The sequence below is a fragment of the Subtercola vilae genome (genome assembly GCF_004923255.1).
GTDB classification, from domain to species: domain Bacteria; phylum Actinomycetota; class Actinomycetes; order Actinomycetales; family Microbacteriaceae; genus Subtercola; species Subtercola vilae.
In genome coordinates, this window is the sequence record NZ_QYRT01000019.1 from 38,393 (window position 1) to 56,840 (window position 18,448).

The window sequence follows — 18,448 nt, forward strand, 5'->3', positions numbered from 1 at the left end:
GCGCCTCCATGTCATCGCGTATTCGAATCATCCCGGAGCTCCGTAACTACCACGTTGCCTCGCTCAGCGAGATGGCACCGGCTGCGACCTACTACTTTCTCAAAAAGTACGACCTCGACACCTCGACAATTCCCTCAACGGTCAACCAAGTAAGCCTGAAACAGCTGCTGGGCATTGTGGCTCGCTCGGATGCCTCGGTACTCGAGATTTGGGAGCCGCTGTGGATGAGACTTCTGCACAAGCACATTGCAGTGTCACTTGTGTACAAGCTGTCGAGGCCGCTGAAATGGCGACGACGCGAAGTCGTCTCATATGCGATGGAGAATAACGACATCCCGCTGCTTATGACGGGCTCGAATAAAACCCCGGCCGCTGTGTCAGCTTTTTTCCGTTTCGCGTTGGGCGCGTATCTCAGAGCAATTTATTCCCGCATCGCTTACGCGAGCGAGGGGGCGCAAATCAGCTATTTCACTGCACCTGGCGTCTCAAAGATTCAACATCGCCTCTTCGAGAACCTGCCTCAGCGTCCCACCGCCAACGATGTCGCGGAGCACACGGCCTTGCACGTCGTACTTCTCGCCCGCATGGAGGTACGCAAGGGCACAGACATAATCATGGCCGCATGGCCGGCGGTCGAGCGGGCTCTTCCCGGTGCTCACCTCAGTGCCATCGGTGGCGGCCCAGAATCTGCCCAGATGCAACAGTGGTGTGCTGAGGCCGAGAGTTCTCGCTCGTACCTCGGTGAGATGGCGCACGCTGACGCCATGCGAGTCGTGGCGACCGCGTCGGTTCTCGTTTTACCCTCGATTAGAGAAGGTCGGTGGAGAGAACAGATTGGCTTGCCGATACACGAAGGATTGCTGGCAGGCCTCACCATCGTTACAACTGACGAGACGGGTTTGGCCGACTGGTTGAATGCACGCGGCCACAGCGTCGTAGCGACCGACAGATTGCCGGAAAGCCTCTCTGACGGCCTCCTCCTCGGTCTCCAACATCCTCTCGCTCCGCACGAAGTGATCGACTCACTGCCTCTTGAAGAGGCACGCATCGCCGCAAACCACTGGCTCAACTCCTACTCGAAAGAGAACGCCAATGCCGACGAATAAGTCTACGAGGAACGTCATCATTCTGAATACACTCGGGGGTGCCCTCGATCACTATTCGAGTGCCTTGCGAAGTGTTTTGAACGAAACAGGCACGAAAGTGGAGACAATTACGATCTTCGAACCGTCAAGGAGCGACGGCGGAAGCAAGCAGTGGCTTTTCTCCTATATAAAGTCACTCGCCACCGCTCGTCGCATGAAGCGCGCCAGCTCCAACACCGAGCTCATTGTGACGTGGCCGTTGCTGGGCTATCTTGATTCTCTTATCGTGGGGTTACTTTTCGGTCGCAACAGCTGCGTGGTCGTGCACGACACCAAGCCTCTGGTCACCGCGGTGGGCTACGGCAGGGTCAGCCAGCTCTTGTCATCTGTGTCACTTCGCACGGTCAGCTTGGTCATCCACAGCACCCAAGCCCGAGTCGACATTGAGAATGCTCGACTCCGACACGCGGCCATCCTGCTCCCGCTTCCGATCCACCCCCTATCGCAGAGGCGCCGGGAGAACGAACCCCGCACGGCCGTTCGGGTCGTCGGCCAATTCAAGCCCGATCGTGATGTTGAGGGGCTCGTCGAAGTCGCTCGGCAACTCAATGGTCGCCTCACTCTCGAGATCGTGGGCAGGAAGTGGCCCGCCGTCGAAGGGTGGGCCGTTCGAGACGCCTTTGTTCCCGAAGAGGAACTCGACAACCTGATCGAGACCAGTACCGCCATCGTGATTCCGTACAAGCGCTTCTACCAGAGCGCCATCGCAATTCGCGCTTTGGAACGAGAAACCCCCATTGTCGGCCCTGCGGGCACGAGCCTCGCCGATCTCCTCGGGCCTGACAGCGGTCTGCTCGTTCGAGATTCGACAGACTGGGCTCGCGCGGTCGGCTACGCGACATCGCCCGAGGGTCACGATGAGGTGGTTGCCGCCGCAACGGCCTGGCGGGAACACAGCCTCACCGCATGGCGAGAAGCACCACCTCACTCTGCTCGCTTTGCGGCGGCCATCGGTTCGGCACCGATCGAACCTCGCAGTCAGCTCTGAATCACGTAGTCTGCATCTCATGGCCGAAACCCCGTCGAGCGTCTTGCAATCTTCAAGCGCGAATGATGTAGTCGAAGACGTATTCGTTCGCCCCTCAACACCCATAGCGTCTATCGTTGTCGCCATCGTGGGCGCGTTGTTGGCCGCCGCGGCTGGTGCGCAGAACCCTCTGGTCATCGGGCTTCTTGGGCTAGCCGCCTTGATCATGCTGCTGAGCGTGCCCGCCGAGACTGTGCGTGGCGTGTCGGCAGCACTCTCGCTGGCCGTTGCATTCAGCCTTGCGCCGAACAACGCGACACGCGGAACGATCTACATCGGCGTCTACGTGGCTCTCGCAATCATCGTCGTCGGTCTCGTGAGGGGTCGACATATGCAGAAGCAGAAGGGCTTGCGGCCCACAGCCCTGATTCTCGGTATCACGTATCTCGCCGTCCTCTTCTTCTCCACGCTTTTCAGCGCCGTCGCATCTGACCCGATGGAGCAACTCCTTCTGACGGTGGCACCGGGGCTCGGCATGATCATCCTGGGTCGCAGGTTCACCAAAGACGACATGCGAGTCTTCTGCAGGGGCTTCGTCGCGTTCGCGATGTTGCAAGTCGTTGTCGCGATCATCGACTTTCTCGGCGTACCGATTCCCTTCCTCGGGTACTCGATTTTCGCCGGCGACCGTCTCTACAACAGCCTTCTCGGCAACTCGGTGCCCCGCGAACAGGCGCTCGCCGGGCACCCGATCATTTTCGCCCTCATTCTCATCATTGCTGTAGTCATGCTCTGGCGAAACGAGGTTCACGCATCTACCATCGTCAGGCTGACACTCTTCGTGGCGCTTGCAGTCGGACTCATTCTCTCAGGCACCCGAAGCGCAATCCTGGCAATGGTCGTGGGCGTGCTCTTTCTCGCTGTCGTGAACGCACGCTCAACAGGAGCTCGTCTGCGAAACATTGCGTTCATCATTGTTGCGGGTGCCATCGGCCTGACGAACTCAACCCTCGCAGGTTACGTAGCAGGAATCATTTCTGGCCTAGGCGACTCTGGTTCCTACTCGCACAGAGCGGGTGCCTTCGAAAGCGTTACGCCGCTGGTCACCGGCGAGCCGACGGCGAACCTTCTCTTCGGCCTAGGTGCAGGCTCGGAGCCCTCGCTTTTTGCACGCGGGCTGCTGCAGCAAGACGGCTTCAACATCATCGACAACCAGTTCGTGACAAGTATCGTGGTCGTCGGATTCTTCGGCCTCGCCCTGATTCTGGCCATGATGCTGCGGTCTGCGATCTGGGGCAACCCGTTCGTGCGAGCCCTCATGCTCATGCTCATGGTCATGATGAACTCGTTCGACATGCTTCGATGGGTAGCACCTGCGATGTCCTTCTTCTTGGTCATCGGCTTCGTCGACAATCCTCTCTTCAGGTCGCGATTCGTGGCCAGCGAAGCGGTGCCCGACTCAGCGTCGCTCCTGCCTCCTCAAGAGACCACGTCGCGCATGGGCGGATTCTAGCCCGCCAGAGTGCGGACCTCACGGGCGTGGGTTCTCCCATTCACGCTGTTCAGCGCGACGGAACGCTGTATGGGCGAATTGGCGCCGACCGCCGCAGCACCTTCCACGGGCCGCTACCGAGCCATTGCTCGCTGCTCCGAACCGCTGCGCGACCATGAGAACAGCTGATCGCCGCAGCTGTACCGCAATCAGAGCAGAACTCCCACGTGCATTAGCGACGAGGTCTTGACCAAGCCTCGCCAGAGGCGCCTCGCCGGAATGATCTTCTTCCCTCTAGAAGGATGATCAAATTCTCGAAGAGAAAATGCCACCTTTCGAGCCTCTCGACCAGTCAGCCACCGAAAAGCTTTTTCGAAGATCAGTCGTCGAGGGTGTCTCGGCCCCTGATCCAGCGGTGGCCGAAGTACAAAATGATGGCCTGCACGAGAAGGCCGGCGACCTCTGAGGCCAGCTCCCCGAGAATCGCACCCGGTGCACCCAGAAGAGACGAAAGCGAGAAGATCGCGCCGACGCCGACGAGGGCAGCCACGATGTTAGCGGCGGCGATCCAGTTCGACCGCCCCTCGGCTACCAGCGACAGACCGAAACCGCGAGACGCGCAGATTGTCAATAACACGCAAGCCGACAACGCCGAAATGCTGAACGGTATCGGAATTCGCCCGGCAAAGACAATACTCGCGACGAATGGCGCCACCAACGCGAACCCGACGGAACACACCAACCCAAGAGCGACGTTCATCAGAATCGACAGACGACTCCGACGCAGGCGCTCTGCACCGGTAGCCACACCGATCCAACTCTGCAACCGGCTGGGAACACCGCTCAGAATGCTCAGGGCCATGCGCATGAGCCGCTCCACGGCCCCGTAGAGGGCAACTGCACCAGGATTCACCACACCCACGATTGCGATCGGCAGCGACGTGTAGATGACGCTCACCATTCGCCCGAACGTGAGCGGCAGCTGCTCACGCAAAACGGCCCGGCCGGTGCCAAATGATGCGCGATGCGGGATAACGCGCTCTCCCGTCGCTCGGGAGACGAGGCAGAGGGTCACCACAACGGCGACGAGGGTCGCGATTCCATACAATTCGAGGGGGGCACCGAGCGCAATGCCGACTGCGGCCCCAACGAGCATCACCGTTCGAGGAATACCCTCGGTCCACAAGATGGTGAGGGGGCGGTTGGCCCCCACCAGATACCAGCTCGGGCTGAGAGCCATCGTCACTGTCGCGAAGGCCAGAATGCCCGCCGCCAACTGGTGATCTGTGACAATCAGAGCGGTCGCGATTGCCGCGAGCGGAGCCACAATCAGCGACGCCGTTCCCTTTGTCGCTAAGGCAGACCCGTACAGCGACGCCCGACCGGCCTTGTCGGCCCGTGCGATGCGCTGCGGGCCGAGAACTCCCCAGCCGAGCTCGGCGATCACAGAGCCGGCATAACCGATCGACTGCGCGATCGCCACGCTCGCAAATCCGTTCTCGCCGAAACGAATTGTCAACGCGGGGTATACGAGCAGCGGTGTGACCGCGCTGATACCGGGTATCAAGAAATAGAACAGAAGGGTTCGAAGCTGCTTCAGCCGTGCCATCTATACACCGTTACTCTCAGGCCTGAACGCCGCGACGAAATCAACTGAACATCGCCGAAACCGTCGACGTCACAACATCGTTCAATGGTTCGCCCAAGCGACGAACGAATTCTGCGTCGAAAACAGCAGGCTCAGAATCTCTGCTCGCGTCGGCAGCCTCGATGAGGCGGCTGGCGAGAGCACTCGGATCAGGTTCGGCCACGAAAAGCCGGGGATGGATCGCAGCACGCGTGCCCCCGAGTTCGTTCGTCACCGCGAACGCTCCAGCGGCCACCGCGTCGAGAGGGGGATGCGAGGGGTGCGGGCTGTGCTGCAACGACAGCAGAACATCTGAACTCGCAAGTAGCGCGAAGTAATCGTTCCACGGGACCTTGCCACGCACATCCAGTATCTGCCCACCCGCCAGCGCAGTCGAACGATGCGACTCACCCGCCGAGATGAACGATGCGGAAATACCACGACGATCGAACTCGGCGGCGGCGATCTGAATGGCAGACATTCCGATATCGAAGAGATTGCGTGGCTTGCTGGGCCGACCGTAGAACATGATCTGCGAGTTCGGCGACCGCTTCCGCTGATGTGCAGCCTCTTCAAGCCTGGCCAAATCGAGGCTCGGAGCGAAGACTCGTTCGTCGGGCACAAACAGGCCCTCGGCCTCGCTCAAATAGTTGCGCAGGGGGGTCGAGTTGACCACGAAGCGAAAACCAGCATTATAGGTGGCACGAGCCAGCGCGAACTCACTCGACCACGCGTAGAAACCGGGTTCGTAGTCTTGAACCAAATAGATGATCTGCTCTTTTCGAAGCACACCGAGGCGGCAGGCAATGTCGAGCGGGTGCGCTGTCGACCAGTGGGTTCCGATCCAGACGTCGTCGTCATTCACTGAAAGGTTCACCAACGCGTCGATAGAGATTACTTCTGCAGCGTCGGCCGGCCCATCGCCGAATTCACGCCTCAGGTAGCTTCGAATCTCCGGCAGGTCAGCGGCTTCTGGCGCCGCCCAGACGACCACGAGGCGAAGGGGCAAGTCCAATTCGGCAGCAGCCTTGTAGCCGAACTCCAACGCCGTACGAACGCCGGCAAAGATCTGTCTGGGCCGCAGCTCCGGCAGCACTAGCGTCACCGCACGGGGAGTCGACCGGCCCTTCGCCACTGAGGCAGCAGCGAGACTAAAGGTCTGCAGATGGGCGAAGGCTTCGGCCCCGGCAACACCCGAAGCACCGCGGGCGAAGTTCTCAGCACGACGCCGAACACTGCGGGTGTGGCGAACATCTTTCAGCACTCTGACTGCGCTGGACACGACTTCACTCATTGCTCAGACCACCCTTGTCTTGTCGGCATAGATGTACTGGCCAGCGTTCGAGCCGCTAACGCTGAAACCAACTATAGTCAGTGACGCACCCGCCTCAGACAGACCGTCTACTCATGCATCAGCCACTGCCCGACAAAATCAGGAGCAGACTCACGTGATCACCTCCGGCCGGCCTCGGATCATCTATTTCGCGATCCCTTCCCTCGACTATCCGCGCAACAGTCGCATCCGCGCGTATCTAGCAGAAACGGGCGCAGACGTCGTCATTCCCGATCTGGGCATCGACCACCAGGGCTGGAAGGGTACGATCCGCCGATTCTTTTCTCTCGTGAAAGAGTCACGCGGCGCCTCCGTCATCGTGCTCGCCGAGTTCGGAACCAAATACGCGCTGCCCGCGAAGATTCTTGCCCGATTCAGAGGTGCGAGACTGATTGTCGACGGCTTCGTCGGGATGTACGAGACCCACATCGGGGACTGGGCAGATCACTCCCCCAGCTCGCTGAAAGCCAGACTCTACCGGTTGATCGATTGGGTGGCGTTTCGCGCTTCAGATCTGTACCTCATCGACACCGAGGTTCGAGCCGAAGCAATTCGATCGCATTATTCGTTGAGCCGCCTCGTCATGTCGCTTCCCGTCGGAGCTCCCAGTTGGGCAGTGCCGGCTCCGCTCCGGGATCCAGCGGCTGGCAAGCTCAGGCTTCTGTACTACGGCAACTACATCCCCCTGCACGGCACTGACACGATCATCGAAGCTCTGACGGATCCGAGGGTGCGAGAAGCAGTGTCTGTCACCTTCATCGGAGACGGCAAACTTCGCGCTCGTGCAGAGCAACTTGTAGTCGAACGAGGCCTGTCGGGCATCGTCACGTTTGTCGACGCAGTACCGTCTTTCGAGTTGGCCAACGCCATTGCCCGACACCACGTGGTTCTCGGCGTCTTCGGCACATCTGACAAAGCAGGTTCGGTAATCGCGAACAAAGTCTGGCAGGGCCTGGCCAGCGGGCGAATGGTCATCACGCAGCAGAGTAAAGCCCTGCTCGAGATCGCCCAATACTGCGGCCCGCAACTCAGAACCACAGCGCCCGGAAACCCGGTGGCGTTGGCAGACGAACTCGCAGATCTTGTCGGTCAGCTAGACCCGGGCACTGACTGGGTCTTCTCCGGTGCCGCCCAAGCTCTCGAAACATACGTCGAGGAGAAATACTCCAGCCTCCGCTTACAACTGGCGACCTGGCAGACCTAGAAGCTACTTCGACAGAATCACCAAAGTCGCCGGAGTCGACGACTCACGCGAGCGCAAAAAGATCTGTGGCCCGATGCCTCCGGGTGGTGCATCCTGCCGAAACCCGAGTGTCGCATAGCCGCCCGCCATCTGACGGACGAAGTCGGTGACATCCATCTGCCTAGATTTTTCAGTTGAATCAATCGGAACAGTGCCGGCAACAGATGTCATCGTCGGCTGGTTGTTAAACGTCAGGGCATTCTCGCTCCAGTTCCCCGTCGCAGCATATGCCGACAGAGTTGCGGTGGAATCTGATGGGCCCACCCACGAGGTGAAAACTAGCGTGGCCGACTGCACTGTCGCTGCGGACACATTTGCCAAAGAGAAACCAACATACGAGCTCTGCTCATATGATGCGTACGCTGGCTTCGACAACACCTGCATATAACTCAGCGCTCCGTAGTTGTTGTCCGAGCTGCTGCCCCCGACTACGAACGAGTCGGCGGTCGTCACGACAGTGGTCTTCGCCGTCGCTGTGGGGTCTTGTGCGACTTGCTTGCAGCTCGAGACAGCCGATCGATTACCTGCGACAGTCGCGGTTCCGAGAACAAAGTCCCCCACAGCGAAGTTCCCGGCAACCGAGTATGACGCGGAACCGCTGGAGTTGGTGCGAACTGTTGTCGCCGGTAATGCCGCGCCATCGAACAGTGACGGGGCGCACTGCTGCCGGTTCGACGAGACAAAATTCAGAACAACATCCGTTGCCGGTGGCCCGGAGACGCTACCGGTGATCGATCCCGCACCCGATGCACTCGAATATGCAGTAGAAATCGTCGGAGCAGCCGTGGCGACTGAGTTCTTCGCACGGATTACGATCTCCAGGTGGGCCGGAGCAGCGGATCCCTGCGCGCGGATGAGAACCGAGGGACCAACTCCACCTGGAGGGTTGTCTTCTCGAATGCCGAACGACGCAGTTGTACCGAGCCGAGAGCGAACGAAGTCGGTGACATCGGTCTGCGTCGATGCCTCAGTTGAGGTCACCTGGGTCGATCCCACCCGGAAGTCCATCGGAGGCTGATTGTTGAAGGTGAGTGTCGATTCCGACCACGCACTGTTCACTGCATATGACGTCAGGATGGCACTGGACCCGCTGGTAGTCGCCCAAGCGTTATAGACCAACGTCGCAGATACGATGTCGGCGTTTGCGAGAGAGGCAAGTGAGAAACCAACAAACGCGCGCTGTTCGAAGGAAGCATAGGCAGGCTTCGAGAGCTCTTGCATGTAGTTGGCCGAACCGAAATTGGAGGCCGATCCATTCCCCCCCATCACGAACGAATCGGCATTGACGGGAATCGAAGCTGTGGAAGTAGCATTCGGATCCTGAGTGACCGGCACGCAAGCTGAGACAGCCGAGCGATCGGTTCCGGCTGTTGCCGCAGCGATGATCCACGACCCTACGGCAAACGTGCCCGTCGTACTGAATGATGCCGATCCGCTTGAATCAGTGGTGACCGTCACGCTCGCGAGCTGCGTTGCGTCAATCATTACGGCTGGACACTGCGCCCGCGTCGAGTTACCCAAACTCACAATGACCGAACTGTTCGCTGGCCCCGTGACAGTGCCAGTGACTGTGCCTTTGTTGGTCGGTGACGACACAGCCGAGGTGACAGATGGCGGCGTGACCCCAGCTACACCGGCTGGCCTCAGCCGCACATCGATGTAGGCGGGAGTCGATGACTCCCTGCTTGATACATAGATCTGTGGCCCAATCACTCCACTCGGGAGGTCCTGGCGAATCGCAATCGTCGCCGGTTGACCGGCTCGCTGTCGAACGTAGTCTGTCACGTCCATTTGACGAGACTGGGCAGTGGAATCGATTCCGGTAGTTCCGACCCGGAACTCCATGGGAGGTTGATTCGCAAAGGTGATACCTGACTCTGTCCAAGCACCGTTTGCCGCGTATCCAGCAATATTTGCCGTGGTGGATGCCGGCCCGACCCAAGCGTTGAAGACCAGTGTCGCGGATTGAACTCTTGCGGGGTCAATTCCACTCAAAGAAAATCCAAGAAAAGCGTTCTGCTCATAGGTGGGGTAGTCCGGCTTCGATAGCACTTGCATGTACGTCAGAGAGCCGTAATTCGTCGAAGTGGCTGAACCGCCTTGCACATAGGAGTCCGACTGCACCGGCACCGAGACCTTCGACATCGCTCCGGGATTCTGCGCAACAAGTTTGCAGGCAGACACTACCGATCGGGATCCGCTAGAGGTAGCTGTCGCGATAATGGAAGCGCCAACCGGGAAGGTGCCGGTCGCAGCGAAGCTCGCCACACCAGAGCTGTCGGTTTGCACGAGAACAGTTGGAAGTGCTGCCGCGTCAAAAGCAACCGGAGGGCATTGCGAACGGCTGGATACTCCCAGATCTATAGCCACAATGCTAGAGGGTGCTCCAGAGACGGAGCCGGATATGGTTCCCTCATTTGCAGCAGTCGAGTAAGCGGTGCTGACAGTTGGCGCTGGTATGGGAGCTGCGCCAGCCGGTCTGAGCCTGATTTCGAGCCGAGGAGGAGCCGCAGAGCCTTTGCCGCGAATAAATATCTGCGGGCCGAATCCGCCGGGAGGATTGTCTTGACGAATTCCAAACGAAATAGAGCTACCGGAGCGCTGGCGAATGAAATCTGTTACGTCCATTGTGCGGCTGGCCTCAGTGGAGTCGATGGTCGTCCTCCCCACCCGATATTCCATTGCGGGTTGATTGTTGAACGTAACCGTCGACTCTGACCAAGCTCCATTCACCGCGTACGCCGTGAGATCAGCTGTAGAGTCTGCCGGATCAATCCACGAAGTGAAGACCAGTCTCGCCGACTCGACGTTACTGGCTGTGACACTGTTGAGGGAGAACCCGATGAATGCATTCTGCTCATAGGCCGCGTAGGCCGGCTTGGACAAGACCTGCATGTAGTTTTGCGAACTGTAATTGTTTGCAGAACTGCCGCCCCCGATTACGTACGAATCTGAACCCACAGCGACGGAAACAGCCAGCGGATCTGTCACTGTGACCGGTTGAGTCGCCGTGACCCAGTCTCCCGCTATGACAGTTGAGGCGCTTACCCTGGTGACGCCACCGATACCGCCCGTGACCACCCCGTTCGAATCTATGGCGGCAACTGATGGATCGGCAGACTGATAGCTGATCTTGTCGTTGGAGACTGAAACATTGGTTCCATCACTTTTTGCAAAGGTGACACCGAGAGTATTCGACTGGCCAGAGTTGAGAGCGTTCCATGTGCTCCCTACCGCCGCAGTGGCGTGAGGAGTAGATGAAGGAGGGTTTTCCGCCACAGTGTTCTGGCTGAAAGCTTGAAACTCCGACAACACTGTGTTCAGGCTTGACTGCTTGTCTCCGTGCACCGCCAGCTTGACGTAACGATATGCCTTTAGTGGCGTGTTCAGGAACGTTGTTCTGGTTGAGTTGCCGACCCAATTGCTTCCGACGAAAGCGGTCGCCCACGTCAGGTTGTCGTTCGATCCGTATATCTCGAAGAGCGCACCCTTCGTCGGAATAGCTGGCCAGAACGTTTCGACATGCTTGATTGTGACGGACCGACCGTAGTCGAAGACCACAGACTGATCACCATTGACGTTCCATTGAGATTCGATGTTGCCGTCGACAAGATTGCTGACCGTCGACTGCGCTGTGGTTGCCACAACGTTCACTGGAGGAATTGCGCCTACAAAGAACACGATCCGGTATAAAGCCGTCGAAAGCCCTGACTTCGACACCGTCATCGTCGCGGTGCCCGGCACTGAAGAGGCTTGAGCTATGGTCACGGTCGCACCTGCCACTGCGGTGGCGGCGACGACCGGAGGTGCGTCTTGGCTTGACGCTCCGCGCGAGTAGGCAAGGACCGCGGGGGTGAAACCCGACAATGCGCCACCGTCGACAGTCACACTCGCCAATTGAGCCGAGCTCGAAGTTGCGGTCGGCCACTGGCTCAAAGCAACAACCGGCTCCAACGCAGGTGTCGCGCCACCGGTGATAAGAGGAGTGAAATCAACTGCGAATGTTAACGAGGAATTGCCCGTCAGATGCACGGCCAGTTTTCCTGTAGACGGTAGCTGTTGACCCGCAGGAGAGGGAGACACTGGCAATGGCGCGTCGGACATGTACGTGAAGGTCGACGAGTCTGTTGAGGCGATCCTCGCCAGAAGTTGTTGACCGTTTTGAGTGAGTACCGCTGAGCGGCCGTCTGAGGCTATCGCGACATCGGCGTTGGTGTGCATGAACCACCACGCATCAACCGCGGTATTTGACATCACTTCATCTTGAACCAGTACTCGCTGTCTGGAATCGAAGAGACTGATGCCTCGCTTCCATGAAGATACTCCCGAGTAAATGCCGCTCAAATCGGCAATGGCAGCAGCTCCGGCGGAATCAGAATGTGAGATGGAAATCGAAGGATTTGCCGTGATTGACTGCCCGGAGCTGAGATTCGGGTTCACGACAAGCGTGTTTTGCGCTTCAGCCCTATTACGGTAATAGTCCCACCGTTGACCCGTCTGTTTGGAGTCCAGGTATCCCGGAAGATCGTATTGATCAGTTCCCCCGGTCTCGGTAGCCCAGTTGACGCCGAGCGAGTCGAGCGTGAAGTCTCCTCCATCGAGATTTGCGTGGGAGGAACTATCGTTTGGGCTCGCTCGCATTGCGATCGACGTGCCATTTCGATCGGACCACGACGAACGCATCGTCGTGACACCCACGTTGCTGAACGTGGCATCCAGTGGCTTTGACTGAGCTGCTTGGCCAGTGACCGCCGTCTGTGGCACCGCCCACAACATCGCCCGGGCGGAGATTTCTTCCTGGTCTGCACCTGTCGACCCCGTCAGCGCCCGAGAGACTAAAGAGGGGTCGTTATACAGACGCGACAAGCCGAGAAGCGGCATTGTGAGCGGGGCGTTGCTGTAAGCGTCACCGTAACTGAATGACGCACCGCTCGCTCCAGTGAGATTCACCGCAAAGTTGCCGGTCGCTGAGAGCCCGGGAGCCTGCAGTATTCCGTACGTCTTACCGGTCGATGACAACAGGGCGGAAGTGAAAGTAGTTAGATAACCGGTTGCGTACGACCAGTAGGAAATTCCCTCCTCATACCCACCATCAGGCCCATATGCGCTCAACCCATTGCCGATGCTCGTACTGACATCTCGGAGCACAGCATCGGTTGGCCCCGGGAGGGCACCCGAAAATGCCAAAGCGGCCAGCCCTATTCCGCTGTTGGAAATCAGGTTCCAGTTCGTGGAGGTCGTCACCCAAGACGCGTTTGCCGAAAACTGAGAGAGGGCTGGTGCAAACGATTTCGCGTTGATCCCGTTAGACATTTCCTGGAGTTGCGCAGGAGTCCAATACGAGTAAAGCCAGTCGTACCCAATGGCGTACCCCTGCGACATTTCGGCGACATCGAGGAAGTGGCTTGGATTCCAATCGGGGAAGTTTGACACGGCATGTAAGTCTGCCCACAGCCGATCGGCATATCGGCTGTCACCTGTCATGCGCCAGACAAACCCCAACGTGTAAGCCCGATCTACAAGGCTCTCGCTGACAGCCAGCAATCTTCCCGAAGTGACGGTGTAGTTGAGCACTGGCGCTGAAAGCATCTGGTTGGCCCGATACACCAGAGTGGGATACCAACTGTTGAGGGTCGAGTCTGTAGATATCCGCGACTTTATGTCGGCGAACCCCGCATCGCTGGCCAGCAGCTTGGGATGGGTGCTTGTGACATCCGACGCAGAGATGGGGGACACCAGAGGAACCGCAGTGGCCATTTTTGAAGACGATGTAGAAGCCTTCGCTTCCAGCGAATCGACGAACGAAAGAAGCCCAGAAAAGATGGCTACCAACAGCACGGTGCCTATAATTCGAGCGGCAACCCTGCCTCTGAGAGATTGATCTCTGATGTCGCCCTGTTGCGCCGAATGTCTCTCAGATAGCCGTGCACGGCTCACGCTGCCCCCAAAGGTAAGACACAATCAATCTGCCCCCCTTCCGAGGGGGTATGTGCCTCAGACTAGTCGTATACCCCTACAAAGAGTTACAAACGACTAAATCGTCGCGGCGCATTCAATACATGGTTCCCAAGAGATCGCTGTGCGGTTCATACCTTCTGGTCAGCAGTCGGCCCCGATGAGCTCACGACACATCCGCAGGACGTAGCGCCTTAAGCAGAAAACTTCCCCTTTACGGGAACCCCCAGTGACTCAGCCGCGTTCCTCAAGGAGGCGTGACTCGGTGGCGCGGCCGTCGTTCACGACGAAAACGCGATCACGGTGCGATCTTTTGTGAAAACTCCTACATCCCACTCCGAGGGGATCAACACGATGACCGCACCCCACATCGCTTGCCTTGCTACCCTGCTCCGCGAAGCGCTGAGCGACACGGTTCCGAATGTGATGCACAACCTGCTGGCTACGATGATCAACACGCTCCCCTCAGCTGCCGCTGTCGTCCGTGCCTACCGGAACAAACCGAGCCAGGACCATACGGCTACGCAAGCCCATCGCGTTCGTCGAGGCCGACGGGTTCTCCATACACGTGAGCGAAGGAGGCCCAGTCATCGACGCCGCCGGGCTCGGTGCGAATGGAGGAAACGCTGACGCTGTGAATGCCCGGCATGCGAGTCGCGACGCCAATGCGAGCGTGGCGAACCTGCCGGCGGCACCTTTTGATTCGTACCCAAAACAGGAAACGGCGTCACAGAATCCACCCTCCTTCTCTGCACCTAAACCTTGGAATTGAAGGATTCACCGCTAGGCCTCCATCTATGGCTGAGCGCTTCTGTTCACGACATCAGCCAGAACAGTAATCTGGTCCCGGGTCGTCACGGCCATCACCGATCCGAGAACAGAGGACAGAGAACCCATCTAGCCGCCTCACGCTAACTGCGTCGAGGCACACCGGTCAGCGACAGAACTGGCGCTGGTAACTACCTCACCTCGCAGGCTCTCTACCAGGAGAACTCGCTCAGGTATGATCTGAGCAGGCAACGACGGGGGGAACGTTATGTCTGGGAATCCGTTTTCGGATCCGGTCGAGGGGATCAACGGCGGGAATTCGCTCCGCTTGAACTCTCGTGAAGCCGATCGCATCTGGGAAAAGACGCACAGCTTTCGCCAGCTCGACTGGAACCGCCATCTCCGTATTGCCCCGGCAGTACATTTATTCGCCCTTCTCGCAGCGGTGGTTTTGGTTGGATTCGGCGCTGCCAAGCTATCTATCCTCATTAGCTCGCAGATCCTTATCTGTCTCGGATCGAGCGCCGTGCTCCTGCCGAATTACCGCCCCGACACTTGGGATCACACCCGCACCGGCTCAATGAACGACCCGCTCTATGCGATCCCAGTGGAATGTAGCTTCTACCTGGTTGCGCCGTTGTCGCTGCTCTATCGCACGTTCATAGAACGTGGCGCATGCTTCGCGATCGGAGTTTTCTGGGCGAAGTATCGGGGCCGCATCCCGGTGAAGAGGTGGATGGTTGTACCCATGACGGCGCAGCATCTCGGTATGAAAGTGTTTGCCGACGGACCGTTTTATGCTACTTTCAAGCCCCTTCTGATATCGATACCCCTCGGCTATCTCATCGTTGTCCTCGGATACATGGGGCCGAGGATCCTATTTCGATTCACAGAACGAATTGGAGATGTCAGATTTGCCGCATACATCTGGCAATATCTCGTAATTGACTTGGTGGTTTGGTTCGGTTTGCGCGGTGGATGGTGGCAGGCTTTGCTGGTCTGCGCGATCACCCTGGGTGTGGCTTGGCTGTCTTTCCGTTTTATTGAGCACATCGTGGACAGGTTCAAAAAACTCGTCCTCCGTGATGCGATGTCACGTCGCACGCTTTCTGGTGCTGTCGGGCAGCCGGACGTTTCACGAATCTCGTGCACCGCACGTAGTCCGAGAAGCGACACCTACCGCACGAAGATCTATCTTCCAACGCCAACCGCCCTCTAGGGTCGCCCAATTCCACATCAGAAGAAAGCCGCAATGTCTTCAAGAACTGTTTCAAAGAAGAAGTCAAATCTTCGCTTGGATATTCAGGGGCTTCGCGCACTAGCGGTCGTCGCAGTGATTTTTGATCACCTCATGCACTGGCCCGCGGGCGGCTTTGTTGGCGTTGACGTTTTCTTTGTCATCTCGGGATTCCTCATCACGGGTCTCCTGCTGCGCGCGCACGAGAAGACGGGCACGATCTCTGCACGTGATTTCTATACGAAGCGGCTACGCCGAATCGTGCCCGCGGCCACCGCAGTGCTCATAGTCACCGCAATTGTGGGCAACATTCTGTTCAACAAGGCACGGGCGTTATCTACGGTGTGGGACGCAATTTTCTCGTTCTTTTTCGCCGCAAACTGGCATTTTGCTGCCGTCGGTACCGACTACTTTCAAGCGACTGGGCCAGCTTCGCCGTTGCAGCACTACTGGTCGCTTTCAGTGGAAGAACAGTTCTACCTAGTGTGGCCGTGGCTGATGCTGCTCACATTATTCGTCGCCGCGAAGGCCGTTAAGAAGCCCGACCACAATCGAATAATAGTCGGCGTAGTCATGGGCATCATAGTAGTTGCGTCGTTCATGTTCGCGATGTGGGAGACGGCCACGGACCCAAATTTCGCCTACTTCTCTACGTTCTCCCGCGCTTGGGAACTCGGCCTCGGCGCCCTTCTCGCAATTGCTACGCCTCTATTCCTGAAGGTTCCCCTTCCTGCCCGCACAGTGACCGGATGGGTGGGATTGACCACCATTGTCGGTTCGATGTTCGTGATCGACGGCTCTGCCGCATTTCCTGCACCGTGGGCACTGCTGCCGGTTCTCGGGGCGCTAATGGTCATTGCCGCCGGCATTGGCGGCGAACAGAAATATCTGTACCCGATCAACAACTCGGTCTCGACGTTCCTCGGCAAAATCTCGTATTCCCTATATCTCTGGCATTTCCCGATCATCATCTTTTCGCTGCTACTGCTTCCGGAGCAGACCTTCAGCGTCAATCTCATTATCTTCGGCCTCACCTTGGCGCTTTCGATCGCCTCGTACTACTTCATCGAGGAGCCACTCCGGCTCTCTCCTTGGTTGGGAAAATTCGGGTCACCGAACCGGAAACGCCGAGCATGGAGAGAGTGGCGAGCGAGGTTCTTCCCTCAGTTCAAGTGGGCAGGCTTCGGGCTGGTAGCGGCATTCGCGGCGATAATTTTACCCGTGGCCTTGCTCGCCAGTTCACCTACCCCTGCCCCTATCGCAGCCGGGCTGATACCGACGGCCTCGACGACAGGAAGCGCGACGGCTGGGACCTCGATGCAGACGGGAGGGCCTGAACAGCAAGCTCTAGGTATTCTGATTGACGCTGCCTTAGCATCGACCGACTGGCCGCAACTCACGCCAACGATCGACGACGTCATAGCAAACGATCCGATCCCCCCAGGGATCTTCCCCTGCGGCGACTTCGTGCCCCCCTCCCCAGACAAATGTACTTTCGGCGATCCTAACTCGTCGAAAGAAGCTATTCTCGTGGGCGACTCCGTGGCTCAAGCATGGATACCCGCTCTCAAAGGGGTTTACGCACAGGGTGGCTGGCACATTCGCGTCATGTCAATGTACGGTTGCCCTTTTGCCGATGTGAAGACGAAGTTACCCGACGACAAAGCTGCAGCTTGCGAGACTCGAAAAGCAAACGCTGCTACGGCAATCGCTGCTTCGAAGCCGGATCTCGTCATCGTCGCCAACACTTACACCCTCGCCGAACTTCAATCGACTGGCAAAGCGATGTACGTGGCTGATTGGCAAACGGGCTTCCAATCGATCGTCGAACGGATTCGTCCAGATGCCGGAAACGTCATGACCCTGTCTCCTCCGCCTGCCGCAACGAATGTTCAAGATTGCTATACCCCAACGAGCAAGCCGGCTAGCTGCGTCTCCAAGGTAACCGGTCAGTGGTCGAGTATGGCCGCCGCCGATGCCGCAGTCATGACTGCCAATCAGGGCCAATATGTGGATACCCGGCTGCTTTTCTGCTCGACGGGCGATCTCTGCCCTGAGTTTGTCGGCACGACCCCGGTCAAGCGAGATCTGGTGCACATGGTGCCCACATATGCCGCTCTAATCACTCCCGCGTTCCTTGAAATGCTAATCGCCAAAGGACTCGTTTGATTGAATCGCCGCCCGGCTGAATCAAACGTACGCAGACCCACCAGAGTTCTGCCCGGCGGCGCGGCCTCGCACGATCCTCACCCGCTACGCGGTGGTCGCTTCGTCCAGCCCTCGCTGTGGTTCGGAGGAAAGTAGCCAGAGTCTAACGAGGCCACGGGAGACGAGGTCGGTGAAGAAGCTGATCTACACCGCCCCGGTTTCTTCGCGTTCGCCCTTGCCACCGAGGACGTTCCAGTTGCCGCCTGCGTTGAAGCGGATCACGACGAGCACATCAGCGTTGATTGCCCGGCCGCCTTCGCGCACCTTCGTCGTGAGTGAGTCGGCGACCACGAATGTGAACGGGACGCCACCGCAGGGAGACCCGCCACAGCGAGTCCGAGCGGCGCAGTACCCAGCTCTTTACACAGGCGTTCTACTCGTGAGTATTAGCGCTTTTGGGGGCCACCGTTATTGACCTTGGGGGCCACTGGTCGATGTGGCTAGTGGTGTCGTTGGGGGCCACCGGGTATAGC

General features: G+C 58.4%; 11 protein-coding genes. 6 read left to right on the plus strand and 5 right to left on the minus strand.

Annotated features, from left to right (window positions below; translation table 11 throughout):
* Positions 1–8 precede the first annotated feature (8 nt).
* The 3 genes from D4765_RS10970 to D4765_RS10980 all read left to right on the plus strand — a co-directional run bounded on the left by D4765_RS10970 (position 9) and on the right by D4765_RS10980 (position 3,625).
* Positions 9–1,106: a glycosyltransferase gene (locus D4765_RS10970; RefSeq protein ID WP_136642343.1), complete on the plus strand. Its 1,098-nt coding sequence runs from the start codon at positions 9–11 to the stop codon at positions 1,104–1,106.
* A gap of 97 nt (positions 1,107–1,203) precedes the next feature.
* Positions 1,204–2,133, plus strand: a complete 930-nt coding sequence (locus tag D4765_RS10975; protein ID WP_136642344.1) for a glycosyltransferase — start codon at positions 1,204–1,206, stop codon at positions 2,131–2,133.
* A gap of 19 nt (positions 2,134–2,152) precedes the next feature.
* Positions 2,153–3,625 (plus strand): O-antigen ligase family protein, encoded by a 1,473-nt coding sequence (locus D4765_RS10980; protein WP_136642345.1) that lies wholly within the window; start codon positions 2,153–2,155, stop codon positions 3,623–3,625.
* Between the two features lie 358 nt (positions 3,626–3,983).
* Here the strand turns inward: D4765_RS10980 and D4765_RS10985 are convergent, their stop codons facing one another.
* Together D4765_RS10985 and D4765_RS10990 are read right to left on the minus strand one after the other, a co-directional pair.
* Positions 3,984–5,213 (minus strand): lipopolysaccharide biosynthesis protein, encoded by a 1,230-nt coding sequence (locus tag D4765_RS10985; protein ID WP_136642346.1) that lies wholly within the window; start codon positions 5,211–5,213, stop codon positions 3,984–3,986.
* A 40-nt stretch (positions 5,214–5,253) separates the two neighbouring features.
* Positions 5,254–6,525, minus strand: a complete 1,272-nt coding sequence (locus tag D4765_RS10990) for a glycosyltransferase family 4 protein (protein ID WP_136642347.1) — start codon at positions 6,523–6,525, stop codon at positions 5,254–5,256.
* 154 nt (positions 6,526–6,679) lie between these two features.
* On the opposite strand from D4765_RS10990, the gene D4765_RS10995 reads away from it, so the two are divergent.
* On the plus strand, positions 6,680–7,768 hold the full coding sequence (locus D4765_RS10995; RefSeq protein WP_161580423.1) for a glycosyltransferase: 1,089 nt from the start codon (positions 6,680–6,682) through the stop codon (positions 7,766–7,768).
* A 3-nt stretch (positions 7,769–7,771) separates the two neighbouring features.
* Here the strand turns inward: D4765_RS10995 and D4765_RS11000 are convergent, their stop codons facing one another.
* Positions 7,772–13,645 carry a CBM96 family carbohydrate-binding protein gene (locus D4765_RS11000; protein WP_136642349.1) on the minus strand — a complete coding sequence of 1,958 codons (5,874 nt, stop codon included), beginning with the start codon at positions 13,643–13,645 and terminating at the stop codon, positions 7,772–7,774.
* A 637-nt stretch (positions 13,646–14,282) separates the two neighbouring features.
* Complete coding sequence (locus tag D4765_RS19985) at positions 14,283–14,411, minus strand: hypothetical protein (RefSeq protein WP_272898621.1); 129 nt, start codon at positions 14,409–14,411, stop codon at positions 14,283–14,285.
* A gap of 387 nt (positions 14,412–14,798) precedes the next feature.
* On the opposite strand from D4765_RS19985, the gene D4765_RS11005 reads away from it, so the two are divergent.
* The gene (locus tag D4765_RS11005) at positions 14,799–15,749 is read left to right on the plus strand and encodes an acyltransferase family protein (protein WP_136642350.1); all 951 of its coding nucleotides are present in this window, start codon (positions 14,799–14,801) and stop codon (positions 15,747–15,749) included.
* 33 nt (positions 15,750–15,782) lie between these two features.
* Complete coding sequence (locus tag D4765_RS11010; protein ID WP_136642351.1) at positions 15,783–17,936, plus strand: acyltransferase family protein; 2,154 nt, start codon at positions 15,783–15,785, stop codon at positions 17,934–17,936.
* A 183-nt stretch (positions 17,937–18,119) separates the two neighbouring features.
* Here D4765_RS11010 and D4765_RS11015 read toward each other — a convergent pair whose 3' ends face one another.
* Positions 18,120–18,266: a hypothetical protein gene (locus D4765_RS11015; protein ID WP_136642352.1), complete on the minus strand. Its 147-nt coding sequence runs from the start codon at positions 18,264–18,266 to the stop codon at positions 18,120–18,122.
* Positions 18,267–18,448 lie beyond the last annotated feature (182 nt).

Excerpts from the sequence above, each read along its gene's own strand:
- D4765_RS11010 (WP_136642351.1), top strand. The coding sequence starts at position 15,783 with ATGTCTTCAAGAACTGTTTCAAAGAAGAAGTCAAATCTTCGCTTGGAT.
- D4765_RS10990 (WP_136642347.1), bottom strand. The coding sequence starts at position 6,525 with ATGAGTGAAGTCGTGTCCAGCGCAGTCAGAGTGCTGAAAGATGTTCGC.
- D4765_RS19985 (WP_272898621.1), bottom strand. The coding sequence starts at position 14,411 with ATGCCGGGCATTCACAGCGTCAGCGTTTCCTCCATTCGCACCGAGCCC.
- D4765_RS10970 (WP_136642343.1), top strand. The coding sequence starts at position 9 with ATGTCATCGCGTATTCGAATCATCCCGGAGCTCCGTAACTACCACGTT.
- D4765_RS11005 (WP_136642350.1), top strand. The coding sequence starts at position 14,799 with ATGTCTGGGAATCCGTTTTCGGATCCGGTCGAGGGGATCAACGGCGGG.
- D4765_RS10980 (WP_136642345.1), top strand. The coding sequence starts at position 2,153 with ATGGCCGAAACCCCGTCGAGCGTCTTGCAATCTTCAAGCGCGAATGAT.
- D4765_RS10985 (WP_136642346.1), bottom strand. The coding sequence starts at position 5,213 with ATGGCACGGCTGAAGCAGCTTCGAACCCTTCTGTTCTATTTCTTGATA.